The 17,809-nt window shown below is 51.6% G+C and carries 15 protein-coding genes; 5 read left to right on the forward strand and 10 right to left on the reverse strand.

The genetic code is table 11. The features are described from left to right. Window positions 1-13: 13 nt before the first annotated feature. From LG202_RS07555 to LG202_RS07575, 5 genes are read left to right on the forward strand one after another with little or no spacing between them, the layout of a single operon-like run. A complete protein-coding gene (locus LG202_RS07555; RefSeq protein WP_230347778.1) occupies window positions 14-577 on the forward strand; it encodes a D-sedoheptulose 7-phosphate isomerase in 564 nt (187 codons plus the stop codon). 23 nt (window positions 578-600) lie between these two features. Then, entirely contained in the window at window positions 601-2,067 is a 1,467-nt protein-coding gene (gene hldE, locus LG202_RS07560) for a bifunctional D-glycero-beta-D-manno-heptose-7-phosphate kinase/D-glycero-beta-D-manno-heptose 1-phosphate adenylyltransferase HldE (protein ID WP_230347779.1), read from the forward strand. Between the two features lie 3 nt (window positions 2,068-2,070). Beyond that, window positions 2,071-3,096, forward strand: coding sequence for a lipopolysaccharide heptosyltransferase II (waaF, locus tag LG202_RS07565; RefSeq protein WP_230347780.1), 1,026 nt, complete (start codon window positions 2,071-2,073; stop codon window positions 3,094-3,096). Between the two features lie 3 nt (window positions 3,097-3,099). After that, window positions 3,100-4,236 carry a glycosyltransferase gene (locus LG202_RS07570; RefSeq protein WP_230347781.1) on the forward strand — a complete coding sequence of 379 codons (1,137 nt, stop codon included), beginning with the start codon at window positions 3,100-3,102 and terminating at the stop codon, window positions 4,234-4,236. Between the two features lie 11 nt (window positions 4,237-4,247). Then, window positions 4,248-5,417, forward strand: a complete 1,170-nt coding sequence (locus LG202_RS07575; protein WP_230347782.1) for a hypothetical protein — start codon at window positions 4,248-4,250, stop codon at window positions 5,415-5,417. A gap of 28 nt (window positions 5,418-5,445) precedes the next feature. Here LG202_RS07575 and LG202_RS07580 read toward each other — a convergent pair whose 3' ends face one another. The 10 genes from LG202_RS07580 to cptA all read right to left on the reverse strand — a co-directional run bounded on the left by LG202_RS07580 (window position 5,446) and on the right by cptA (window position 17,782). After that, window positions 5,446-6,501 (reverse strand): CgeB family protein, encoded by a 1,056-nt coding sequence (locus LG202_RS07580; protein ID WP_230347783.1) that lies wholly within the window; start codon window positions 6,499-6,501, stop codon window positions 5,446-5,448. Then, entirely contained in the window at window positions 6,498-7,478 is a 981-nt protein-coding gene (locus tag LG202_RS07585; RefSeq protein ID WP_230347784.1) for a glycosyltransferase family 9 protein, read from the reverse strand. Before LG202_RS07585 ends, LG202_RS07580 begins: the two co-directional genes overlap by 4 nt. Before the next feature lie 38 nt (window positions 7,479-7,516). Beyond that, window positions 7,517-8,641, reverse strand: a complete 1,125-nt coding sequence (locus LG202_RS07590; protein ID WP_230347785.1) for a glycosyltransferase — start codon at window positions 8,639-8,641, stop codon at window positions 7,517-7,519. Window positions 8,642-8,645: 4 nt separating this feature from the next. After that, on the reverse strand, window positions 8,646-9,335 hold the full coding sequence (locus LG202_RS07595; protein ID WP_230347786.1) for a protein kinase family protein: 690 nt from the start codon (window positions 9,333-9,335) through the stop codon (window positions 8,646-8,648). Continuing rightward, on the reverse strand, window positions 9,329-9,997 hold the full coding sequence (locus LG202_RS07600) for an HAD family hydrolase (protein ID WP_230347787.1): 669 nt from the start codon (window positions 9,995-9,997) through the stop codon (window positions 9,329-9,331). The genes LG202_RS07595 and LG202_RS07600 overlap by 7 nt, the downstream gene beginning before the upstream one ends. 86 nt (window positions 9,998-10,083) lie before the next feature. Next, window positions 10,084-10,713 carry a bifunctional 4-hydroxy-2-oxoglutarate aldolase/2-dehydro-3-deoxy-phosphogluconate aldolase gene (gene eda / locus LG202_RS07605; protein WP_230347788.1) on the reverse strand — a complete coding sequence of 210 codons (630 nt, stop codon included), beginning with the start codon at window positions 10,711-10,713 and terminating at the stop codon, window positions 10,084-10,086. A 193-nt stretch (window positions 10,714-10,906) separates the two neighbouring features. Next, window positions 10,907-12,721, reverse strand: a complete 1,815-nt coding sequence (gene edd / locus LG202_RS07610) for a phosphogluconate dehydratase (protein ID WP_230347789.1) — start codon at window positions 12,719-12,721, stop codon at window positions 10,907-10,909. A 143-nt stretch (window positions 12,722-12,864) separates the two neighbouring features. Beyond that, window positions 12,865-14,583 (reverse strand): carbamoyltransferase family protein, encoded by a 1,719-nt coding sequence (locus tag LG202_RS07615; protein WP_230347790.1) that lies wholly within the window; start codon window positions 14,581-14,583, stop codon window positions 12,865-12,867. Between the two features lie 18 nt (window positions 14,584-14,601). Continuing rightward, window positions 14,602-16,086, reverse strand: coding sequence for a lipopolysaccharide kinase InaA family protein (locus LG202_RS07620; RefSeq protein ID WP_230347791.1), 1,485 nt, complete (start codon window positions 16,084-16,086; stop codon window positions 14,602-14,604). Beyond that, a complete protein-coding gene (gene cptA / locus LG202_RS07625; protein ID WP_230347792.1) occupies window positions 16,079-17,782 on the reverse strand; it encodes a phosphoethanolamine transferase CptA in 1,704 nt (567 codons plus the stop codon). The genes LG202_RS07620 and cptA overlap by 8 nt, the downstream gene beginning before the upstream one ends. Window positions 17,783-17,809: the final 27 nt, after the last annotated feature.

Raw genomic sequence — 17,809 nt, forward strand, 5'->3', positions numbered from 1 at the left:
GCAAGGAAATCTCATGACCGCTATTGATACCCTGAAACAAGCTTTTAACGAACACCAGGCCGTGATTACGGCTCTGGAGCCCCTGCTACCGGAGATCGCCGCAGTTGCCGATGTCATGCGCAACTGCCTTGCCAATGGCGGCAAGATATTACTGTTCGGCAACGGCGGTAGCGCGGCAGACAGCCAGCATATCGCCGCAGAAATTGTTGGCCGCTACAAGAAGGAACGGCGCGGCCTGCCTGCCATCGCCTTGACCACAGATACTTCTATCCTCACCTCGGTTGGCAATGACTATGGCTTTGACTTCATTTTCTCGCGCCAGGTAGAAGCACTCTGCACGCCCGCAGATGTGGTAATTGGCTTTTCCACCTCTGGCAACAGCCGCAACGTGGTGCTGGGCATAGAAAAAGCCCGCGAGATTGGTGCTACCACTGTGGCCATGACTGGTGGCACTGGCGGCAAGCTGGCCAACCTGTGCCACCATGTCCTGACTATGCCCACCAGCGATACGCCGCGTATCCAGGAAGCTCATATCCTCATTGGTCACAGCCTGTGCGACCTAGTGGAAGCCGATTAATAGCCTACTGACGACGATCAACCATGCGCGAGTCTTTCCTCAACACCATCCAGCAACGCTTTGGCCACGACCCGGTATGGATACTGGTCATCGGCGACCTGATGCTGGATCGCTACTTGTTTGGCGACGTACAACGCATCTCACCAGAGGCACCAGTACCGGTGGTATTGCTCAAATCTGAAGATGAACGCGCCGGCGGCGCCGCCAACGTGGCCGCCAACCTGCGTGGACTGGAGATCAACACGCGGATCGCCGGAGTCGTGGGCGAAGATCGCGAAGCCCACACCCTGCTGGGTCTCATGCAAAACATCGGCGTTGATACCCGGCATATCTATCGCAGCACACGTAGGCCAACCATTACCAAGACGCGCATCCTCGGTGGACATCAGCAAATGATGCGCCTGGATCAGGAGGATGCTGCGGCATTTTCCAATGAAGAGCACACTGCCCTACATGTCATGATCAGCCAAGCCTTGGCTGACAGGCCTGCAGCCATCATTCTCTCCGACTACGCCAAAGGCGTGCTCAGCGACGCAGTATGCCAGGATGTGATTGTCCAGGCACGGGCAGCCAACATCCCTGTGCTGGTTGACCCCAAGGGTCGCGACTACCGCAAATATCAAGGTGCCACAGGGCTAACCCCCAATAAGCGTGAAACCGCAGAAGCCTGTGATGTTGGCGCTAATGACAACCAGGCTTTGCTTGCGGTGGCAGAACAGCTACGCACGCAACTTCACCTTGAATTTCTTGCCGTCACACGGGGCGAGGAAGGCATTACCGTGCTGAATACCCAAGGCAGCACTCACTTGGCCGCAACTGCGCGTCAGGTCTATGACGTTTCCGGTGCAGGGGATACCGTCATCTCCACCTTGACCGCAGGCCTGGCCCACGGCCTGCCCTTGCACGATGCCATCGAATTGGCCAATATCGCTGCTGGCATCGTGGTCGGCAAAGTAGGCACCGTACCTATCAACAAGGCCGAGCTTGAGCATGAGCTGCAATCTCAGCAATCTGCCGCACAGGCGGACAAGGTCTGCACGCTGGAAAGCCTACTGGCCCGCGTACAAGCCTGGCGCAATCGTGGCGAACGCATCGTCTTCACCAACGGCTGCTTCGACCTGCTCCACGCTGGGCACGTCACCTATCTGGAAGCTGCACACAACACAGGTGATCGACTGGTTCTGGGACTCAATACCGATCGCTCCGTAAGCGCCCTCAAAGGCCCCTCTCGCCCAGTGATCCATGAGCAAGACCGGGCTCGCGTCCTTGCTGCACTAGAATCTGTCGATGCCGTCATCCTGTTTGATGAGGATACCCCTATCGAACTGATCAAAGCCGTACGCCCCGACATCATCGTCAAGGGCAGCGACTATAGCGAGGACCAAGTCGTTGGCGGCGTAGAAGTCAAATCCTGGGGAGGTCAGGTCGCATTGATTGATGTCGTGCCTGGGCGCAGCACCAGCAACATCATCCAGAAACTCGCCTCCTGAAGCATGGCACTGCATCCAGCTGAAAAAATTCTGGTCATGGGCCCTTCATGGGTAGGTGACATGGTGCTGGCCCAAAGCCTGTTCAAAACTCTCAAGCAGCAAAAACCCGACTGCACCATCGACGTCGCAGCCCCCGCCTGGACCTTGCCATTGCTGGAGCGCATGCCGGAAGTGAATGAGGCTATTGCACTGCCCTTCAAGCACGGTCAGTTGGCATTGAAAGAGCGTATCCGCTTTGGTCGCAGCCTAAAGGAACGGCACTATACCCAATCCATTATGCTCACCAACTCCTTGAAATCCGCCATCCTGCCCGCCGCCAGCGGCATCAGGAAACGCACCGGGTTTCTGGGTGAAATGCGCTATGGCCTCCTTAACGACATCCGGCCACTGGATAAAACCCGATTACCTCGCACGGTAGATCGCTTTGTCTCTCTCGGTATCGATGCTCAGAGCAATATGCCCAGCCACATCCCTAACCCAAGCCTGGTCGCCAGCCGAGATAATGCCCTTGCCAGCCTGGAAAAACTCGGTATGGCAGCACCGCAAGCCCCCGTATTGGGGCTTTGCCCAGGCGCAGAATATGGCGAAGCCAAACGCTGGCCGCTGGAACATTATGCCGAGGTTGCCCGTGCTGCCCATGCACAGGGCTGGCATGTATGGCTGTTCGGCTCAGACAAGGATGTACCCTACACTGCAGAGATCAATCAGCTGAGCGATCAAGTGTGCGAAGATTTCGGCGGCAAAACCAAACTGGGCGATGCCATTGACCTCATGTCGCTATGCGACGCAATCGTCAGCAACGACTCAGGCCTCATGCATGTGGCCGCGGCCTTGGATAAGAAACTCATCGCCATTTACGGCTCCTCTGACCCGCACCACACACCGCCAATGAACAGCAAGGCAGTTATTGAATACCTAGGGCTGGCATGCAGCCCCTGCTTTCAACGTGAATGCCCACTGGGTCATTTGAACTGCTTGAAGCAGATTCAGCCGACGACCGTTATCTCAGCCTTGCTCACTGAATATTGAACAATGAAAAAACGCCTCAAAGTATTACAGCTACAGCCCGATTACAATGTAAAGCCCAATGACGCCTCAGATCTTGCCGAGCAAATTGTCAAAGGCTTACCTGTAGAGCAATATGAAGTGTTCTCGGGTTATTTGTCTGGACACCCATCTAGTACACAACCAAGCAGCATTGCCGAGCATATCGAATACTTTGAATTAAAGGAAAAGGACGTCACTGGCCTACGCCTGAAAGCCATGTGGAAACTGTACCGATTCTGTCAGCAGCATCGTCCTGATGTCATTATCTGCAACAGATTCAAGGTGATCAGCCTAGTACTCCAGCTCAACAAGATCATGCGCGTTCCTTTATGCATTGGCATTGCACACAGCATGGATGAATACAAACGTAAATATCGGCAATTGCAGGTCAAACTGCTAGCTGACCAGCGCTGGCGCTTTGTCGGCGTCTCAGAGACTGTGCGAGAAAAACTGATTGCATATCACTCAGGCTTCAAAACAAACAACACTGTCACTATCCAGAACGCCATCGACATAGATAAGGTGGCAACACAACAACTGGAAAAGCATATCGCGAGGGAGCGTCTCGGACTACCACAGGATGCCATCATCGTCGGCGCACTCGGTAGATTAGTGGCAGTCAAAGGCCATCGTTACCTTATTTCTGCCTTCGCCCGTATCAAGGATGAGTTTCCTGCCGCACGACTGGCAATCATTGGTAATGGCAAAGAAGAAGATGCATTGAATACACTGATTAAGGAGCTGAATATTGTTGATCGTGTAGACATGTTGGGATGGCGTGACAACGCCGCACAATATGCCAAGGCATTTGACATATGGACACTACCATCCCTCCAAGAAGGCCTGCCCTTGGCCCTCATGGAGGGAATGGCTGGGCGCCTACCGCTCATTGCCTCGGATATTCCGCAATTACGCCATATTATTCTAGGGGCTGGCGGTATCGCCGTGAGCCCTAAAGACGTCAATGGCCTTACCGATGCGTTGCGCACCTATTTATCCATGGACATCCACTCATTGCAACAAAAGGGAGAACAAGGGTTCCACTACCTAGTTCAGCACCATGGCATTGATCACTATCGCCAAAGTTACCGCCAGCTCATCGAAACCACATTAAGCATTTAAGAAAGACATTCATGAGGGTTTTCCAGTTTTTCCGCAGCCCAAGCTTTGCAATATTCTCGATTAGTGCATGGCTCATCAGCTTTCTCGTCATCGCCGGTTCACAAGCCCACAACAATGTGGGCTATCTCATCTTGTTTATTCCGGTCTTGCTTTCATTGCAACTGAAAGAAATCAAGCAACTTCTTGAGCATCCTTTAGCAAGAATACTTGTGGTCGTTATCTTGTCACTGATTTTATCCGCCTGCTTTGGTGATGGCAGCCCCTGGAAGCAAGCCAAGTTTGGCGCAGTTGTATTGTTGTTTTATCTTGCAGTCGCAAGATTGCCGCTGCTCCTTGACGAAACAGTTTATAAAGCTGCCTGGGCCTTGCTGGGGCTGCTCATTGCATACGTCATTTTCAACGCTATCCTGCAATATGCGCAAGGCAGTTGGACATTAGGCTCAAGACTTGGCGAGCTATATGCAAAACTAGAGAACGTCATTTACGTCACCAATACCATGGGAGGCATGATGGCCATCATCACACTCCTGGGCATCAGGGCTAAACGCTATCGTGAAGTACTCATCGCACACATACTGGTGCTATTTTTTGCGCTCACCATACTACAAACAAGAAGCATCATTGGTATTTGGGCATTAATCACTCTATTGGCTAGCCTATCCCTTTACCGCCAACAATTAATCAATCGCAAACTCATGGTATCGCTGACTTCCGTTGGCCTAGTATTAATCATGATGATCATTGGGCTAATCTTTTTCACCTCGATTGGTGATAGCTTACTCACACGCAAATTCTATCGCTTTGAAATATGGGGCGGCTTCATTGCAGAAACATTGCGCTGTGGCGCTTGGCTGGGCTGTGGACCGGAACATGAGTTTATTTTTATCACACAAGATCAATTACCTATCATGCACCCACATAGTGCATTCGTCACCCAGTTTTATAAAGCCGGCATAATTGGGTTCATCCCATTAGTCATGCTTACTGTGTGGGCAATCATTAGAGGTTTAAAGGCACAATCCTGGGCAGCTTGGTATTTCATGGTTGGCGCACTGGGCTTATGCTTTGATGGAAGCAGCTTGTTTCATAGTACAAGCCAGCGTTGGTTACTTTTCCATTTACCTTTAGCGTTATTGATCGCACAAGAGTTGCATGGCCCTGCAAAAACAGCAGCTACTTAGGTAGCAACTTATTAGCTGCACTTTTGGCTTATTGCAGCATGAGTATCTGCATCTCCTGCGCCCTGGCCTCCCAGGTAAAACGCTTGAGATAAGCGGCATGTCCTTGCCGGGCGATTGCCATACGCCTCTCTGGGTTGGCTAAATAAAAATGTACCTTTTCCTGTAACTCCTGGGGGCCATTGAAAGTTTCAATTTCCTCCCCAGGCTTAAAGAGCTCAGCGACTTCATCACAATAATCCGTGATCAAGAAGCAGCCTGCTGCCAGCGCCTCGAAAATTCTCAGGTTCACGCCAGTACCAGCAGCATAATAAGGACCACGTGTGACATTGAGGACAATCTTTGAGCTAGCCAGCAATTGATGTAAATCAGGCCCCCAAACCGGATGATCATCCACGCGCTTGATCAATCCTGGCGACATCAAGGGAAAATTGCGTTTCCATCGACTCCCAAAAATGGAAAGGTGGTCACGTATGCTTTCCAGGACAAAAATCCTGCGCAAATCCCCACTGCCAACGAACAACACCTCATGTTGCTTATCAGCATCAGAAACACTCGGTGCCGCGATAAAATTCGCCCCAAATGGCACAAAACTAGAATCCAGCTGCCTAGTATCCTTGAAAAAATCTGCCGTCACCTTGGAACATGAGAATATTTTTTTGTAGATTGGAAGCTCCTGCTCCAGAAAGAAAATAAACTCACGACGCTTGGTGTATAGGTTACAGCTATCCGTATCATACAAATACAAATCGACCTGATGCTGTTGAGCCAAAGCCTTTAGCGCAGCAGGGGTAATGAATTTATAGATAAAGCCCACCACTAGGATGGCATCAGGTCGTTTTTGCTTGATCAATGCCGTGATAGCCGCCAGATTGCCCTTCGGCAGATGAAAAAACGCATCCCCACTGCTATCCTTGGCTCGATTCACTAACTTTGTTACCGCCGATTTCAAGCCATACAATGGGATCTTCGGCATGCTCAACAGATTGTAATATGCGGTTTCAATGCCAATATGGCGAAAAGCCTGCGCTAACTCCTCGCCCAGTGGTACGCCAGAGATACCATCCAATATCAACAACTTTTTCATGACGAGTCTTTTCCACTGATGAGTGTTTTATCTTGATTTTCCAATAATGATTCCACCGCAAGCAATATATCTGCAGGACGAATGAAAGCGCGCCATATACCGCCTTTGAACCAAGGCAAGACAAAGCGAGGAATAACCACTTTTCCTTTGCCCCACGCAGGGCGCCAACAGAAATGACGATTACGTTTTCTGTAAATAGTAACCACAGGTACTCTCAGCATGGAAGCAAGATGGCCCCCTCCTGAATCATTGCCAATAAATGCGCCCGACTCATAAACAAAGCTTGCAAGCTGATGAATATCGCTGAATTTTGCATGTTCAAATTCACCCTTGAGTATTACATCCCATTTCTGGTGTGATACTGGGGCAACAGTGAAAACAGGTTGATACCCGCGTTCCTGCAATAACCTTGCCGTCTTGATGAATGATGCAGGTGTCCAATCCTTCTTATCTGACCAAGCCGAATCAGGACTAATAATAATCCGCCGTGGGTATCGCTGATAAACAAGATGAGGCGGCGGAGTAAGATGCACATTCCCTTGCGCATGTGTAAGCTTCATCCGCTCTCGCATAAACGCCACCACCACATCGACCAAGGAGCTGCCATCCTTAAACTTCTTGAAGCGGATTGATGGCCCACAATCCAGCAAGGGGGCTAACTGAGAAAATATCTTGCCCGGCAGTACACGCTGGCGTTCGTGCTTTAATTGCTCACTAGCCCATGTAGGAGGTGCTTTTTGGCATAGTAACTGCCAGTGGTTCCTGACATGCTCCAGCAACTCCTCATTCAAGCGCTGGCGAAATGTCTGAGGAGGACTAATGATCGCATGGTGATATTGGCTTAACTCACGATCAAGCGCATTAAAATCAGGATAAGGCTTGATGAGTATCTGCGGCATCCACTCTCGTAACTGGTACGCAATGTCCCCATACAACGTCATCTCATAACCATGCTGGCGCAGATTCTCTGCCAACATGTAATAAATCAAGCTATCCCCAAGGGAGTTGAAAGAAACTAGCGCAATACGCGCGGTGGTAGTGTCTTGTTGTGTATCCATGCGCGATCTATTAGCTCAAAGAATCTCATTCTGGCAGCTTCATCCGAAAAGCGATGTATCAGAATATCTGAGGCCAATTGTATTTTATTGTCAATTTTATAGTCAATAGAGCTTACTAACTCTCGGGATAACTCCTCTGCGCTCCCAAGGGTAAATAAAGGCGCAAAAGTCCTGACCACCTCGGCGCCACCTCCGCTATCACTACAGATAATCGGCAATTCTGCTGCCATGGCCTCAAGTAACACCATACCGAATGGCTCATGATCCGAGCTTAGAACGAAGAGATCAAACGCGCGGAAATATCGCCGTGCATCTGGCACCTGCCCAGCAAATCGAACCTGGTTAGCGACTCCCAGTGTATTCGCCAATGCCTTGAGATCCGGCTCCAGTGGGCCTTTACCCAGAATGAGCAACAAGGTATTAGCTGGCACCTGCGGCAATGCCTGGGCAAAGCCACGCAACAACGTGGCCTGGTCTTTGTCGCGGTGCAGGCGCCCGACGTTAGCAATGACATAGGTATCATCATCCAGGCCGAGAAAGCGGCGGGCCTCATGCCTAGGCAGTAAGGATTGTTTGACGGCTTCGACATCAATGCGGTTGTAGAGTGTTTGTACCTGTTCGGCAGGCCAGTGCTTAAGGTGCTGACGCATTTCATCGCGCACAGAGTCAGACACACATAGCATCAAGAGTCGTTTACGGTAAAAATTGACCAGAATACGACGGGTGAATCGTCCGTAATCATCATAGTTGTGATGCACACTGACTACAGGCAGATTGGTCGCCAGTAAGGCGACATAGGTAGGCTTGGCGCGATGAGCAATACAGAATGCAAAATCACGGCTATTCACCAGCTGGCGTATTTTTGCAATTGCGCCTAGCTTGAGCCCCCTCACCTGCTTGCTGCTATAACCGAGAAAAATCACTTCATCAGAGGCACTGCCCTGCTCCACTTCGGGGTCAGGCTTACCAGTGAGGTAAACCGTGACAACTTTGTAAGGGCTTCCCTTGAATAGGGCAGCATATTGGCGTGCGCAATCAAGAAACGGCGGGTAATAGCTGTGACAAATATGCAGGACGTACATCAGATCAAGACCCAGATAAAAACTTCAGCTTTAGTTTAAGTGCTGATGCTGTTTTGGTTGGCAATTGCGCTATAGAGAAATAACTATTGGCAAAAGCTTGGCGCTCATCCGCGGATAGGTTGCCCCAGTCAGCCTGATATCGCTGCAGGTGACGGAAATTACGCGCACGATGCCAATAGCTCAGGTTGTGTCGGTATATCTTGAGATCGGCTATATCAATCAGGCCCAGCGCACCCTCTGCAGTTTTGACGACATTACCAAAATGCAGGGAACGAAAATATACGCCACGCTGGTGCAGGTGTGCGACAAATTGACCAAAACGCTCCATTAGCGCTTGATCCAGCAAGCCTGAGATATTCAATTGCCGTAATGTATAGCCTGGTAGTGGCCGATAGATGACAGCAGTATTAGTGCTATCCTCAAAATGGAACAGTTGCACAATTTCCACCGTGGGAATCCCTAACTGCTTGAGCTTATCTGCATTGCGGCAAAAATGGCGGGCGTAGGAATAAACCCGCGCAAGGCTCAGTGTGCGCCGCACACGAAACACCTTGAGAATATTGCCATTCCCCATTTGCAGCACTTTGACACCACGCTCGTCCTGCTCCAGCACCTTGGCATTAAGGCTGAGCTGTGCAAAGTCTTCCGGCGTAAGCAGGTGGCTATTACGAATTTTCAGTCTAGGAATCAGCATACGTCATTTAACAAAGCCTGGATATCAGGCAACGTAGTAATGCGCTGGCTGTCACAATAGCTCTGCCACTCGGGGAAATCAGTCCAGGCATGCAGAAAGACAAAATCCAGGCCAGCGCGGCTAGATGACTCATGATCATAACGGCTATCACCGATAAACAATGCAGGTTGACGGATATTATCACGGCTGATTTCACGCGCCATGATCTCGTCCTTGTTATCAGGGCTGCCGAAAATGCCACCATCGAATAATGCCGTCAGTTCACGCTCGGCAAAAATACTATGCAATTCGGCTTGATCTCCGCCTGAAATCACCAACCAGTTGCTGACTGCAGTTTTTTCCCGCAATGCCTGCAGCCCGGGGGCGATCTCACAGTGTGATAAACGCTCACGCACCTCACGTCCAAAATCCTCCAGAAGGAAATCTACATCTTTCTGGGTCGCAGGCCGCTGCAGGATATCCTGGAGAAAATATTCAAATTTCACAAAGCGGGAAATTCCACCGAGCTTGATGTGGTAATCCACCAATGCCTGCGCCTGCTGGTCATTGGCACCAAAATTCTTGGCGGTCGCGAAATATGCCTCGATCTTGAGATGATTGGAGTTGAGAATGACACCATCACAATCAAACACCAAGGTGTGATATTGCTCTAGATTCAGCATGGCACTACCTAAAGGTTGATACGATTGGCATGCAAAAGATGCCAGGAAGGATGAAAGCAAACAGGCCCCGAGGGGCCTGTGATGGATTAGGCTGCTGCCTTGATCGCGCTGGCTTCACGAGCCAGCTTGGTGATATGCGCCCAGTCCTTGCGTGCTACAGCATCCGCAGGCGTGAGCCAGGTACCGCCACAGACCACGACGTTGGGCAATGCCAGGAATTGCGGGGCAGATTCAACAGTTACACCACCTGTGGGGCAGAACTTCACATCCCCAAATGGACCAGCAAAGCCTTTCAGCAGATTGATACCACCCACGGCAACAGCCGGGAACAACTTGAGGAAGTAGTAATCATCAGCATTAGCCTGCATGATTTCGCTACCAGTGGAAACGCCAGGCAACAGTGGCAGGCCGATTTCACGGGCTGCACGACCCAACTCACTAGTGTAGCCCGGGCTAACGGCAAACTGGCAACCAACATCCTTACAGTTTTGCGCATCCCTGATGTTACGCACAGTACCAGCGCCAACAATCGCATCAGGCACAGCCTTGGCAATCGCTTCCATGGCTTGTAATGCCACAGGCGTACGCAAGGTCACTTCCAGCACCTTGATGCCGCCTTCGAGCAAGGCTTCTGCCATCGGCACAGCATCTTCCACCTTGTTGATGACAATAACCGGAATCACCGGGCCATGGTTGGCTAAATCGAGAGTGCTCATATTCTATATACCTATGTATTGATTATTAAAAAGCTACGAATGCTATTCCAAAACCAGGTGGAGACGAAACGCCGTTTTGCAATGCTCATCCATTGCCATTTCAAAACCAGGCCAGGCTAGGCGCTTGAGCAGAGCCAGTACTACAGTACTGGCAAGCGAAAGCAAAGACGCATGGCCTGCATTTTCAAATGGCTTAAAGCCAGGTGACGGCACCTTCTTCGGCACTATGCACATTCTTGCGCATGCCGCCAAACAACTCACGACCGATGCCATGGCCATTGTTATTACGCTGCGCCTCGGTCATCACTGCCACAGTGCGTGCCTGCCACTCTTCGTCGTCGACAAGCGCATTCAGGGTGCCAACAATCGCATTGAGGCGAATCATGTCACCAGTGCGAATCTTGCCGATTGCACCGCCAGCCACAGCTTCTGGGCTCAAATGGATCGCCGCAGGCACTTTGCCTGATGCACCGCTCATGCGGCCATCGGTCACGATGGCGACGCGGAAGCCCTTGCCCTGCAATACGGACAATGGTGGGGTCAGCTTATGCAGTTCAGGCATACCATTGGCACGCGGGCCTTGGAAGCGCACAACCGCAATAAAATCTTTTTCTAGCTCGCCGCGCTCAAATGCTGCCAGCAATTCTTCCTGACCATTAAACACAATAGCAGGTGCTTCAATGATCTGACGGTCTTCCGGCACAGCTGAGCTCTTGATCACGGAACGTCCCAAATTACCAGTCAACAAACGTAAGCCGCCTGACGCGCTGAATGGCTTGGAAGCGTTACGCACAATAGTTTCGTCTGGGCTTTCCTTGGGCAAATCGACCCAGATCAGACTGTCATCGGACTTGATAGGTTTCTTGCCGAAATCACGCAAACCACCGATCACGACAGAATTCACATCACCGTGCATATAACCAGCATCGACCAATTCGCGAATCACGAAGCTTGGGCCACCTGCTTCCTGGAACTGGTTCACGTCAGCCGTACCGTTAGGATAGACACGTGCCAGCAATGGCGTATTTTGCGACAACTTGGAGAAGTCCGACCAGTCAATGATGATACCTGCCGCACGCGCAACAGCTACCCAGTGAATGAGGTGGTTAGTACTGCCACCAGTCGCCAGCAATGCCACGATAGCGTTAACGATCACACGTTCATCCACCATTTGACCAATCGGGGTAAAGCGTTGGCCTTTGGTGATGGAAAGCACGGTCTTGACCGATTCACGGGTCAACATCTCACGCATGTCATCGTGTGGATGCACAAAAGCTGCGCCTGGTACATGCAAGCCCATGGCCTCGATCAGCATCTGGTTGCTGTTGGCGGTACCGAAGAAAGTACAGGTACCTGCACCGTGGTAAGCCGCAGATTCAGAAGCCAGTAGCTCCTCACGACCAACCAAGCCTTGTGCGTACTTCTCGCGCACCTTGGACTTAGTGGTATTGTCGATACCCGTCGCCATTGGGCCAGCAGGCACGAATACGGTAGGTAAGTGGCCAAAATGCAAAGCACCAATCAAAAGACCAGGCACGATCTTGTCACAAACACCCAGCAACAAAGCCGCATCAAATACATCGTGAGACAGTGAAACTGCCGTACTCATGGCGATGGTATCGCGTGAGAACAAGCTCAGCTCCATGCCTGGCTCACCCTGGGTAATACCATCACACATCGCGGGCACGCCACCTGCCACCTGCACTGTCGCACCATGCTTGCGTGCTTCGTCGCGGATGATGGCAGGATAGGTTTCATAAGGCTGATGTGCAGACAACATGTCGTTGTAAGCAGTCACGATGCCAATATGAGGGGCTTTCTCTGCGACAACACGGAATTTGTCGTTGCTGGGCAACGCTGCAAAAGCATGCGCCACATTGGCACAGCCGAGACGATCAGCACCGCGGGTGCGGTTGATAATCTGGTCTATGCGTTGCAGGTAGGCCTTGCGGGTAGGTGCACTACGTTCCCGAATGCGCTCGGTGACTTCTATCAGGGTTTGTGTCATTAATTTTGCGCTGCTGAAAAGTTGAATTTAGCCGGGAATTATCGCTGAAAGCGCTAGGCATCGTCAAATTAACCACGACTGGGATAAGGTAAAAAAACCATGGAGTTGCACCACCTGCGTTGTGGCTGCAACCCCTATATTGCCTAGTTTTTGGTGACGAGCACGTCTTCCATCAGGAGATACTCAAGATCACAGCCGTAGAACATGTTGAGCGCATCAGTTGGACTGCAAATCATGGGTTCGCCACGACGGTTCAATGAGGTATTGAGCACTACCGGCACATTGCGCAGGCGCTCCAACTCCTCAATCAAGGCGTAATAACGTGGATTAGTTTCCTTGGTCACGATCTGTGCACGCGCAGTACCGTCCTCGTGCACCACCTCGGGAATACGCGGCTTCCAGTGATCTGCGACATCGAAGGTAAAGGTCATGTAAGGTGCAGGATGATCTGTCTGCAAAATATCTGCCGCCACGCGATCCAGCATGCTGGGACAAAATGGCCGCCAGCGCTCGCGATACTTGATCTGCGCATTGATACGGTCTGCCACGCCAGGATGGCTAGGGTCACCCAAGATACTGCGGCAGCCCAAAGCACGTGGGCCAAACTCCATGCGTCCCTGGAACCAGGCCAGCGGATTGCCAGCAGCCAGTAGCTCAGCACCCGTTTTAGGTGCATTCTCGACCCGTTGGAACTTGGGTTTCGCAGGGTGCGCCTCACAGGCAGCAATACACTCTTCCGTCGTAAACGATGGGCCTAGGTAAGCATGTGGCATAGGCTCCAGCGGCTCGCCCATCTCGGCAGCCACGTAGCTGGCCGCGCCCAGGGAAGTACCATTGTCACCTGAGGCAGGCTGCACGAACAGCTCCTTCACATGCGGCAAGGCAATAATGCGCTGGTTGAGCTTGACGTTGAGCGCCACGCCACCAGCCATAGCAATACGGCCAGTTTCACGGATGATGTCGCCGAGGTAATACTCGATCATCTCCAAGGCAATGTCTTCCAGCAACTGTTGCACCGAGGCAGCGTAATGAATGTAAGGATCATCGATCTCATCGCCATTGCGCTTGGGGCCCAGCCATTCGATCAGCTTGGGCGTAAAGTAAAAGCCCTTGCCTTTTTCCTTGTAGCGGCGCAAACCAACAACGTTCACATAATCAGTATTGATCTTGAGCTCGCCATCCTCGAACTTCGCAAGACGCGACAAGTCGTAACGCTTGGGATCGCCATAAGGTGCCATGCCCATGACCTTGAACTCGCCATCCAGCATCTCGAAACCAAGATACTCGGTAATCGCGCCATACATGCCGCCCAGAGAATCCGGGTCGTAGAACTCCTTGATCTTGTGAATCTTGCCGTTTTCACCATAGCCAAAGAAGGTCGTGGCATATTCACCTTTGCCGTCGATACCAACGATTGCGGTTTTTTCCTTGAAGCCACTCAGGTGGTAAGCACTGCTGGCGTGCGCCAAGTGATGCTCAACCGGCACAAAACGTGCCTTGGTCAGGCCTAGCTGTCGCATCAGATCGAGTGATTTGTCGCGATTGCGACGGAAACGGCGATTACCGTTAAAAATGGCATCCAGGGCGCGATCGGGTGCATACCAGTAACGCTTGGCATAATGCCAGCGCGCTTCACTGCTCAATGGAATTTCGCCATAAGGGAAAGCCACTATATCCACCTGCTCGGACTTTACTCCAGCCTCACGCAGGCAGTACCTTGCCGCTTCCAGCGGGAAAGTGTTCTTGGCGTGCTTGTCGCGGATGAAACGCTCTTCTTCCGCTGCCGCGACAATTTTTCCATCGACAATAATGGCAGCCGAAGCATCATGCCCCAGTGCACCTGATAAACCTAGAATGATCATTCGTCTTTCACTTTGTACTTAATTCGCGATGCCCGCCCGCTGCAGCACACAGGCATCTGTATAAACCGTCTTGAACGCGCTCATCAGCAGCTGTCGCGTTACCAGATCTGACCGCCAGTTCCTGAAAAAACGCTTCACGTCACGCACATGCCGACGCAGAAAACTTCGCTTGCATGCATGTTGCTGCATGCTATCCAGGTCGATCAACAAAGGCTTCTGATCCTGAATCAAAAGATTGGTTGCCTTGAAATCACCATGCTCCAGTTGCAGGCAATATAACTGATAAAACAACTGGGCAATACGTTGCGCCACCAGGGCTCGCACCGTATCAGGCATACCGTGATCCGCAAAGAACTCGACCGCATCCCTGGCATCCACAAACTCCGTGAGTAGATATGCCTCTTGGCGAAAGCCCCAGCGCCGGCGTTCCATGACTGCCACCGAAACCGGTGTCGCAATGCCCTTCAATTGCAAGCGAAAGGCATTGGCCCATGACACCACGGCCCTTGATGGACGCCATGCGCGGCCAAGGCCATGCCAAAAACTCTTGATATTGTACCTTTTGATCACCAGTTTGCGCTGATCAATTTCTGTTGCAACCACGGTGCAAGTATTCCCGCTTTTCAATCGGCGCATCCCCGGACCATCCAGCAAGGCATCGGGCGCTAGCAAAGCTGCGTGCAAGCCTGGGCTATCGTAAGGACGGTTGATGGCGATGTAGTCGGTTGCAGTGCTCAAGGTGCGCACATCGGTGCATGTACGCTGCACCTTGTGGGCATAATCCTGCATTTCCTGCTGCCAAAACCGTGTAATGCGCCGTTGCATCCCAGAAAATTCTGGCGGTGGCTCATTCATCACACTGGCATATTGCTGCAGCAAGGCAGGCAACCAGGCACCAATATGCGCTACATCCAGCTTGGAAAGCAGTACTGCCAGATTGTTCAGCCGCTTGCCACGTCGCCCCAAGCCGCTCAATCGCCGTATGCCGTCTCCATCTAGGGTATGAATGGCCTCACCATCCACGAGAAAGTTTTTGAGATATAAATCCGTCTGCAACAATCCAGCACGGTGATGTTCTGCCACAGCTTCTACTAGGCGCATGGCCAGTGGCAGGCGCTGATCCTCTGGCGTTGCTTGCCATACCTGCTCGGCATTGCTCGCAGATATCGCCTCATATACCAGCACGCTCGCCCCTTGCTGCACAATCGCGGACTCCAGCAGCAAGGCTGGGGTAGCAAGCCCCGCCTCCGCCAGCCAGGTCGCACCACGCTTATCACGTGCAGCATATTGTGCGGCACGCCGCCCAATGAAGCATTTGGCATAGACAGGCTTGCCATTCAGCACTCCCCGCCCAACCACACGCTTGGCAGGCACGCGCCTGACGACGGCTTCTACTTGCAGCAAGCTGCCATCGTCCAGCCTTAAGCCAAATGGTTCCGTCAGGGTCCCATTGGCATAGGACAGCAAATCAGGGGCAGTCGCCACATGGTTGGCATTACTCATGCACGTGAATATCCAACGGACGAATAGTATTAGGTTGATACGGGTCGCCGATCAGCAGAGGATGCTCCTTGAACTGAGGATTCACCAAACTAAAGGCAGGGTCAAATCCATCAAAATTCAAGCCAACCAGATCCGCCCAAGTATGGATGAAGTGCGCATTGCTATAAGGCCGATCCAACATACCGTCAAATGCCATCTCATGCCCAGCCCGCCATTCTGGTGAAGCCCAGATCATGAAGGGGATCGCATACATGGCGATTGTGGGCTTGGCCTCATTGCGACCCAGCATGTTATATCCAGGACCATCGTAAACATCCTCTCCATGATCGGAGAAATACACCATCAGACTATTGCCTGCCTGCTGTCGCAACTTACTGATCAATGTCGCAATGACGTGATCGTTATAACGCACAGCATTGTCATATTGGTTATAGACCTTAGCCTGATCCTTGCTCAGCACACTAGGCACACCCTCACGATCAGTAAATACTTCAAACTCTGGAGGGTAACGATATTCATATTTCATGTGCGTGCCCAGCAAATGCACAATAATGAACTTGCGAGGTGCAGGGTCAGCCAGAACTTCGTCAAATGGCTCAAACACGTTTTCATCGTACTCACGTGAATTCTGCGCCCGGCTGTTGTTCATGTAGAACTGCTTATCCGTTTGCTTGGAAAAATTGGCCAGCATGGTGTTGCGCTTGCTGATCGTCTGGTGATTGGTGATCCAGTAAGAGGTATAGCCTGCCTGCCGCATCATGTTCATAAGCGATGGCTTGGTGAGATACAAGTCTGGATGCAGTTGATCCGAGAAACTCAATACCTGCGTCAATGCCTCTATCGTGTAAGGCCGGGTCGTCACCACGTTGGTAAAGAGATTAAGCTCATCCTTGATAGCATCAAGTTCTGGGGTTGTATCGCGCTGGTAACCATATAAGCTCATGCGCAACCGATTGGTCGACTCACCCAACACCAACACCAGCGTGGCAGGCTTGCCAGCGTTGGCATCCTTCAAGTTGGATAACGGTGGGATCTTGCTGTTCTGCTCCAGCAAGGCCTCCATATTGGCCAACTGTTTGCGATAGTGCACATAGCCAATCACCATTTGCCATGGCACCGCAGGCTCCATGCGCAATTGCAGCTTTTCCACGGCGTCATCCAAGCTCGCATGATTGACCACCAACTGCTTGAACATCGGATATACGAATAGCAACAATAAAATGGCCACCGTCGCCGACCATGCTAAGCGACGGGTGACTTGCAAGGGTCGCAGTCGACGCCAGAGCCAGAACGCAACAGCGCTATGCACCAGCAGTACCGGGATCATCCACCAGACAAAATAGTGGGCAATGAATTCTTTGGATTCAGCTGGGTTGGACTCGAAAATCGTAAACATCACGCTTTGCGAGAATTCCTGCCCATAAATACAGAAATACCCCAGGCTGATCAGCGAGAATACCCACAACACCAAGCCAATGCCAGCCGCCATCTGGCGCGAGAACCTTGGTACCAGCATCACGGGAATCAGCCAAAGTAGGCTCATTACGATCGCCTGGCGCATGCCGACAAAAATCGTGGTGCCGCTGATTTGCAGCAGGATGTGGGTAATGCCAGAAAAATAGAAGAAAAACAGGTAATAGCTGAACAAAGCGCCCCAGTCAGAGCGCTTGGAACCAAACTTGATCGATGTCTGCATAAATATCCCGACTATATGCCGGCCTGA

Source organism: Methylobacillus methanolivorans (genome assembly GCF_054588515.1).

Bases quoted from the DNA above. Each gene is read 5' to 3' on its own strand.
- hldE (WP_230347779.1), top strand. From the start codon at position 601: ATGCGCGAGTCTTTCCTCAACACCATCCAGCAACGCTTTGGCCACGAC.
- LG202_RS07575 (WP_230347782.1), top strand. From the start codon at position 4,248: ATGAGGGTTTTCCAGTTTTTCCGCAGCCCAAGCTTTGCAATATTCTCG.
- LG202_RS07590 (WP_230347785.1), bottom strand. From the start codon at position 8,641: ATGTACGTCCTGCATATTTGTCACAGCTATTACCCGCCGTTTCTTGAT.
- cptA (WP_230347792.1), bottom strand. From the start codon at position 17,782: ATGCAGACATCGATCAAGTTTGGTTCCAAGCGCTCTGACTGGGGCGCT.
- LG202_RS07555 (WP_230347778.1), top strand. From the start codon at position 14: ATGACCGCTATTGATACCCTGAAACAAGCTTTTAACGAACACCAGGCC.
- LG202_RS07615 (WP_230347790.1), bottom strand. From the start codon at position 14,583: ATGATCATTCTAGGTTTATCAGGTGCACTGGGGCATGATGCTTCGGCT.
- LG202_RS07570 (WP_230347781.1), top strand. From the start codon at position 3,100: ATGAAAAAACGCCTCAAAGTATTACAGCTACAGCCCGATTACAATGTA.
- LG202_RS07620 (WP_230347791.1), bottom strand. From the start codon at position 16,086: ATGAGTAATGCCAACCATGTGGCGACTGCCCCTGATTTGCTGTCCTAT.
- LG202_RS07585 (WP_230347784.1), bottom strand. From the start codon at position 7,478: ATGTTGGCAGAGAATCTGCGCCAGCATGGTTATGAGATGACGTTGTAT.
- waaF (WP_230347780.1), top strand. From the start codon at position 2,071: ATGGCACTGCATCCAGCTGAAAAAATTCTGGTCATGGGCCCTTCATGG.
- LG202_RS07595 (WP_230347786.1), bottom strand. From the start codon at position 9,335: ATGCTGATTCCTAGACTGAAAATTCGTAATAGCCACCTGCTTACGCCG.
- eda (WP_230347788.1), bottom strand. From the start codon at position 10,713: ATGAGCACTCTCGATTTAGCCAACCATGGCCCGGTGATTCCGGTTATT.
- LG202_RS07600 (WP_230347787.1), bottom strand. From the start codon at position 9,997: ATGCTGAATCTAGAGCAATATCACACCTTGGTGTTTGATTGTGATGGT.
- edd (WP_230347789.1), bottom strand. From the start codon at position 12,721: ATGACACAAACCCTGATAGAAGTCACCGAGCGCATTCGGGAACGTAGT.
- LG202_RS07580 (WP_230347783.1), bottom strand. From the start codon at position 6,501: ATGAAAAAGTTGTTGATATTGGATGGTATCTCTGGCGTACCACTGGGC.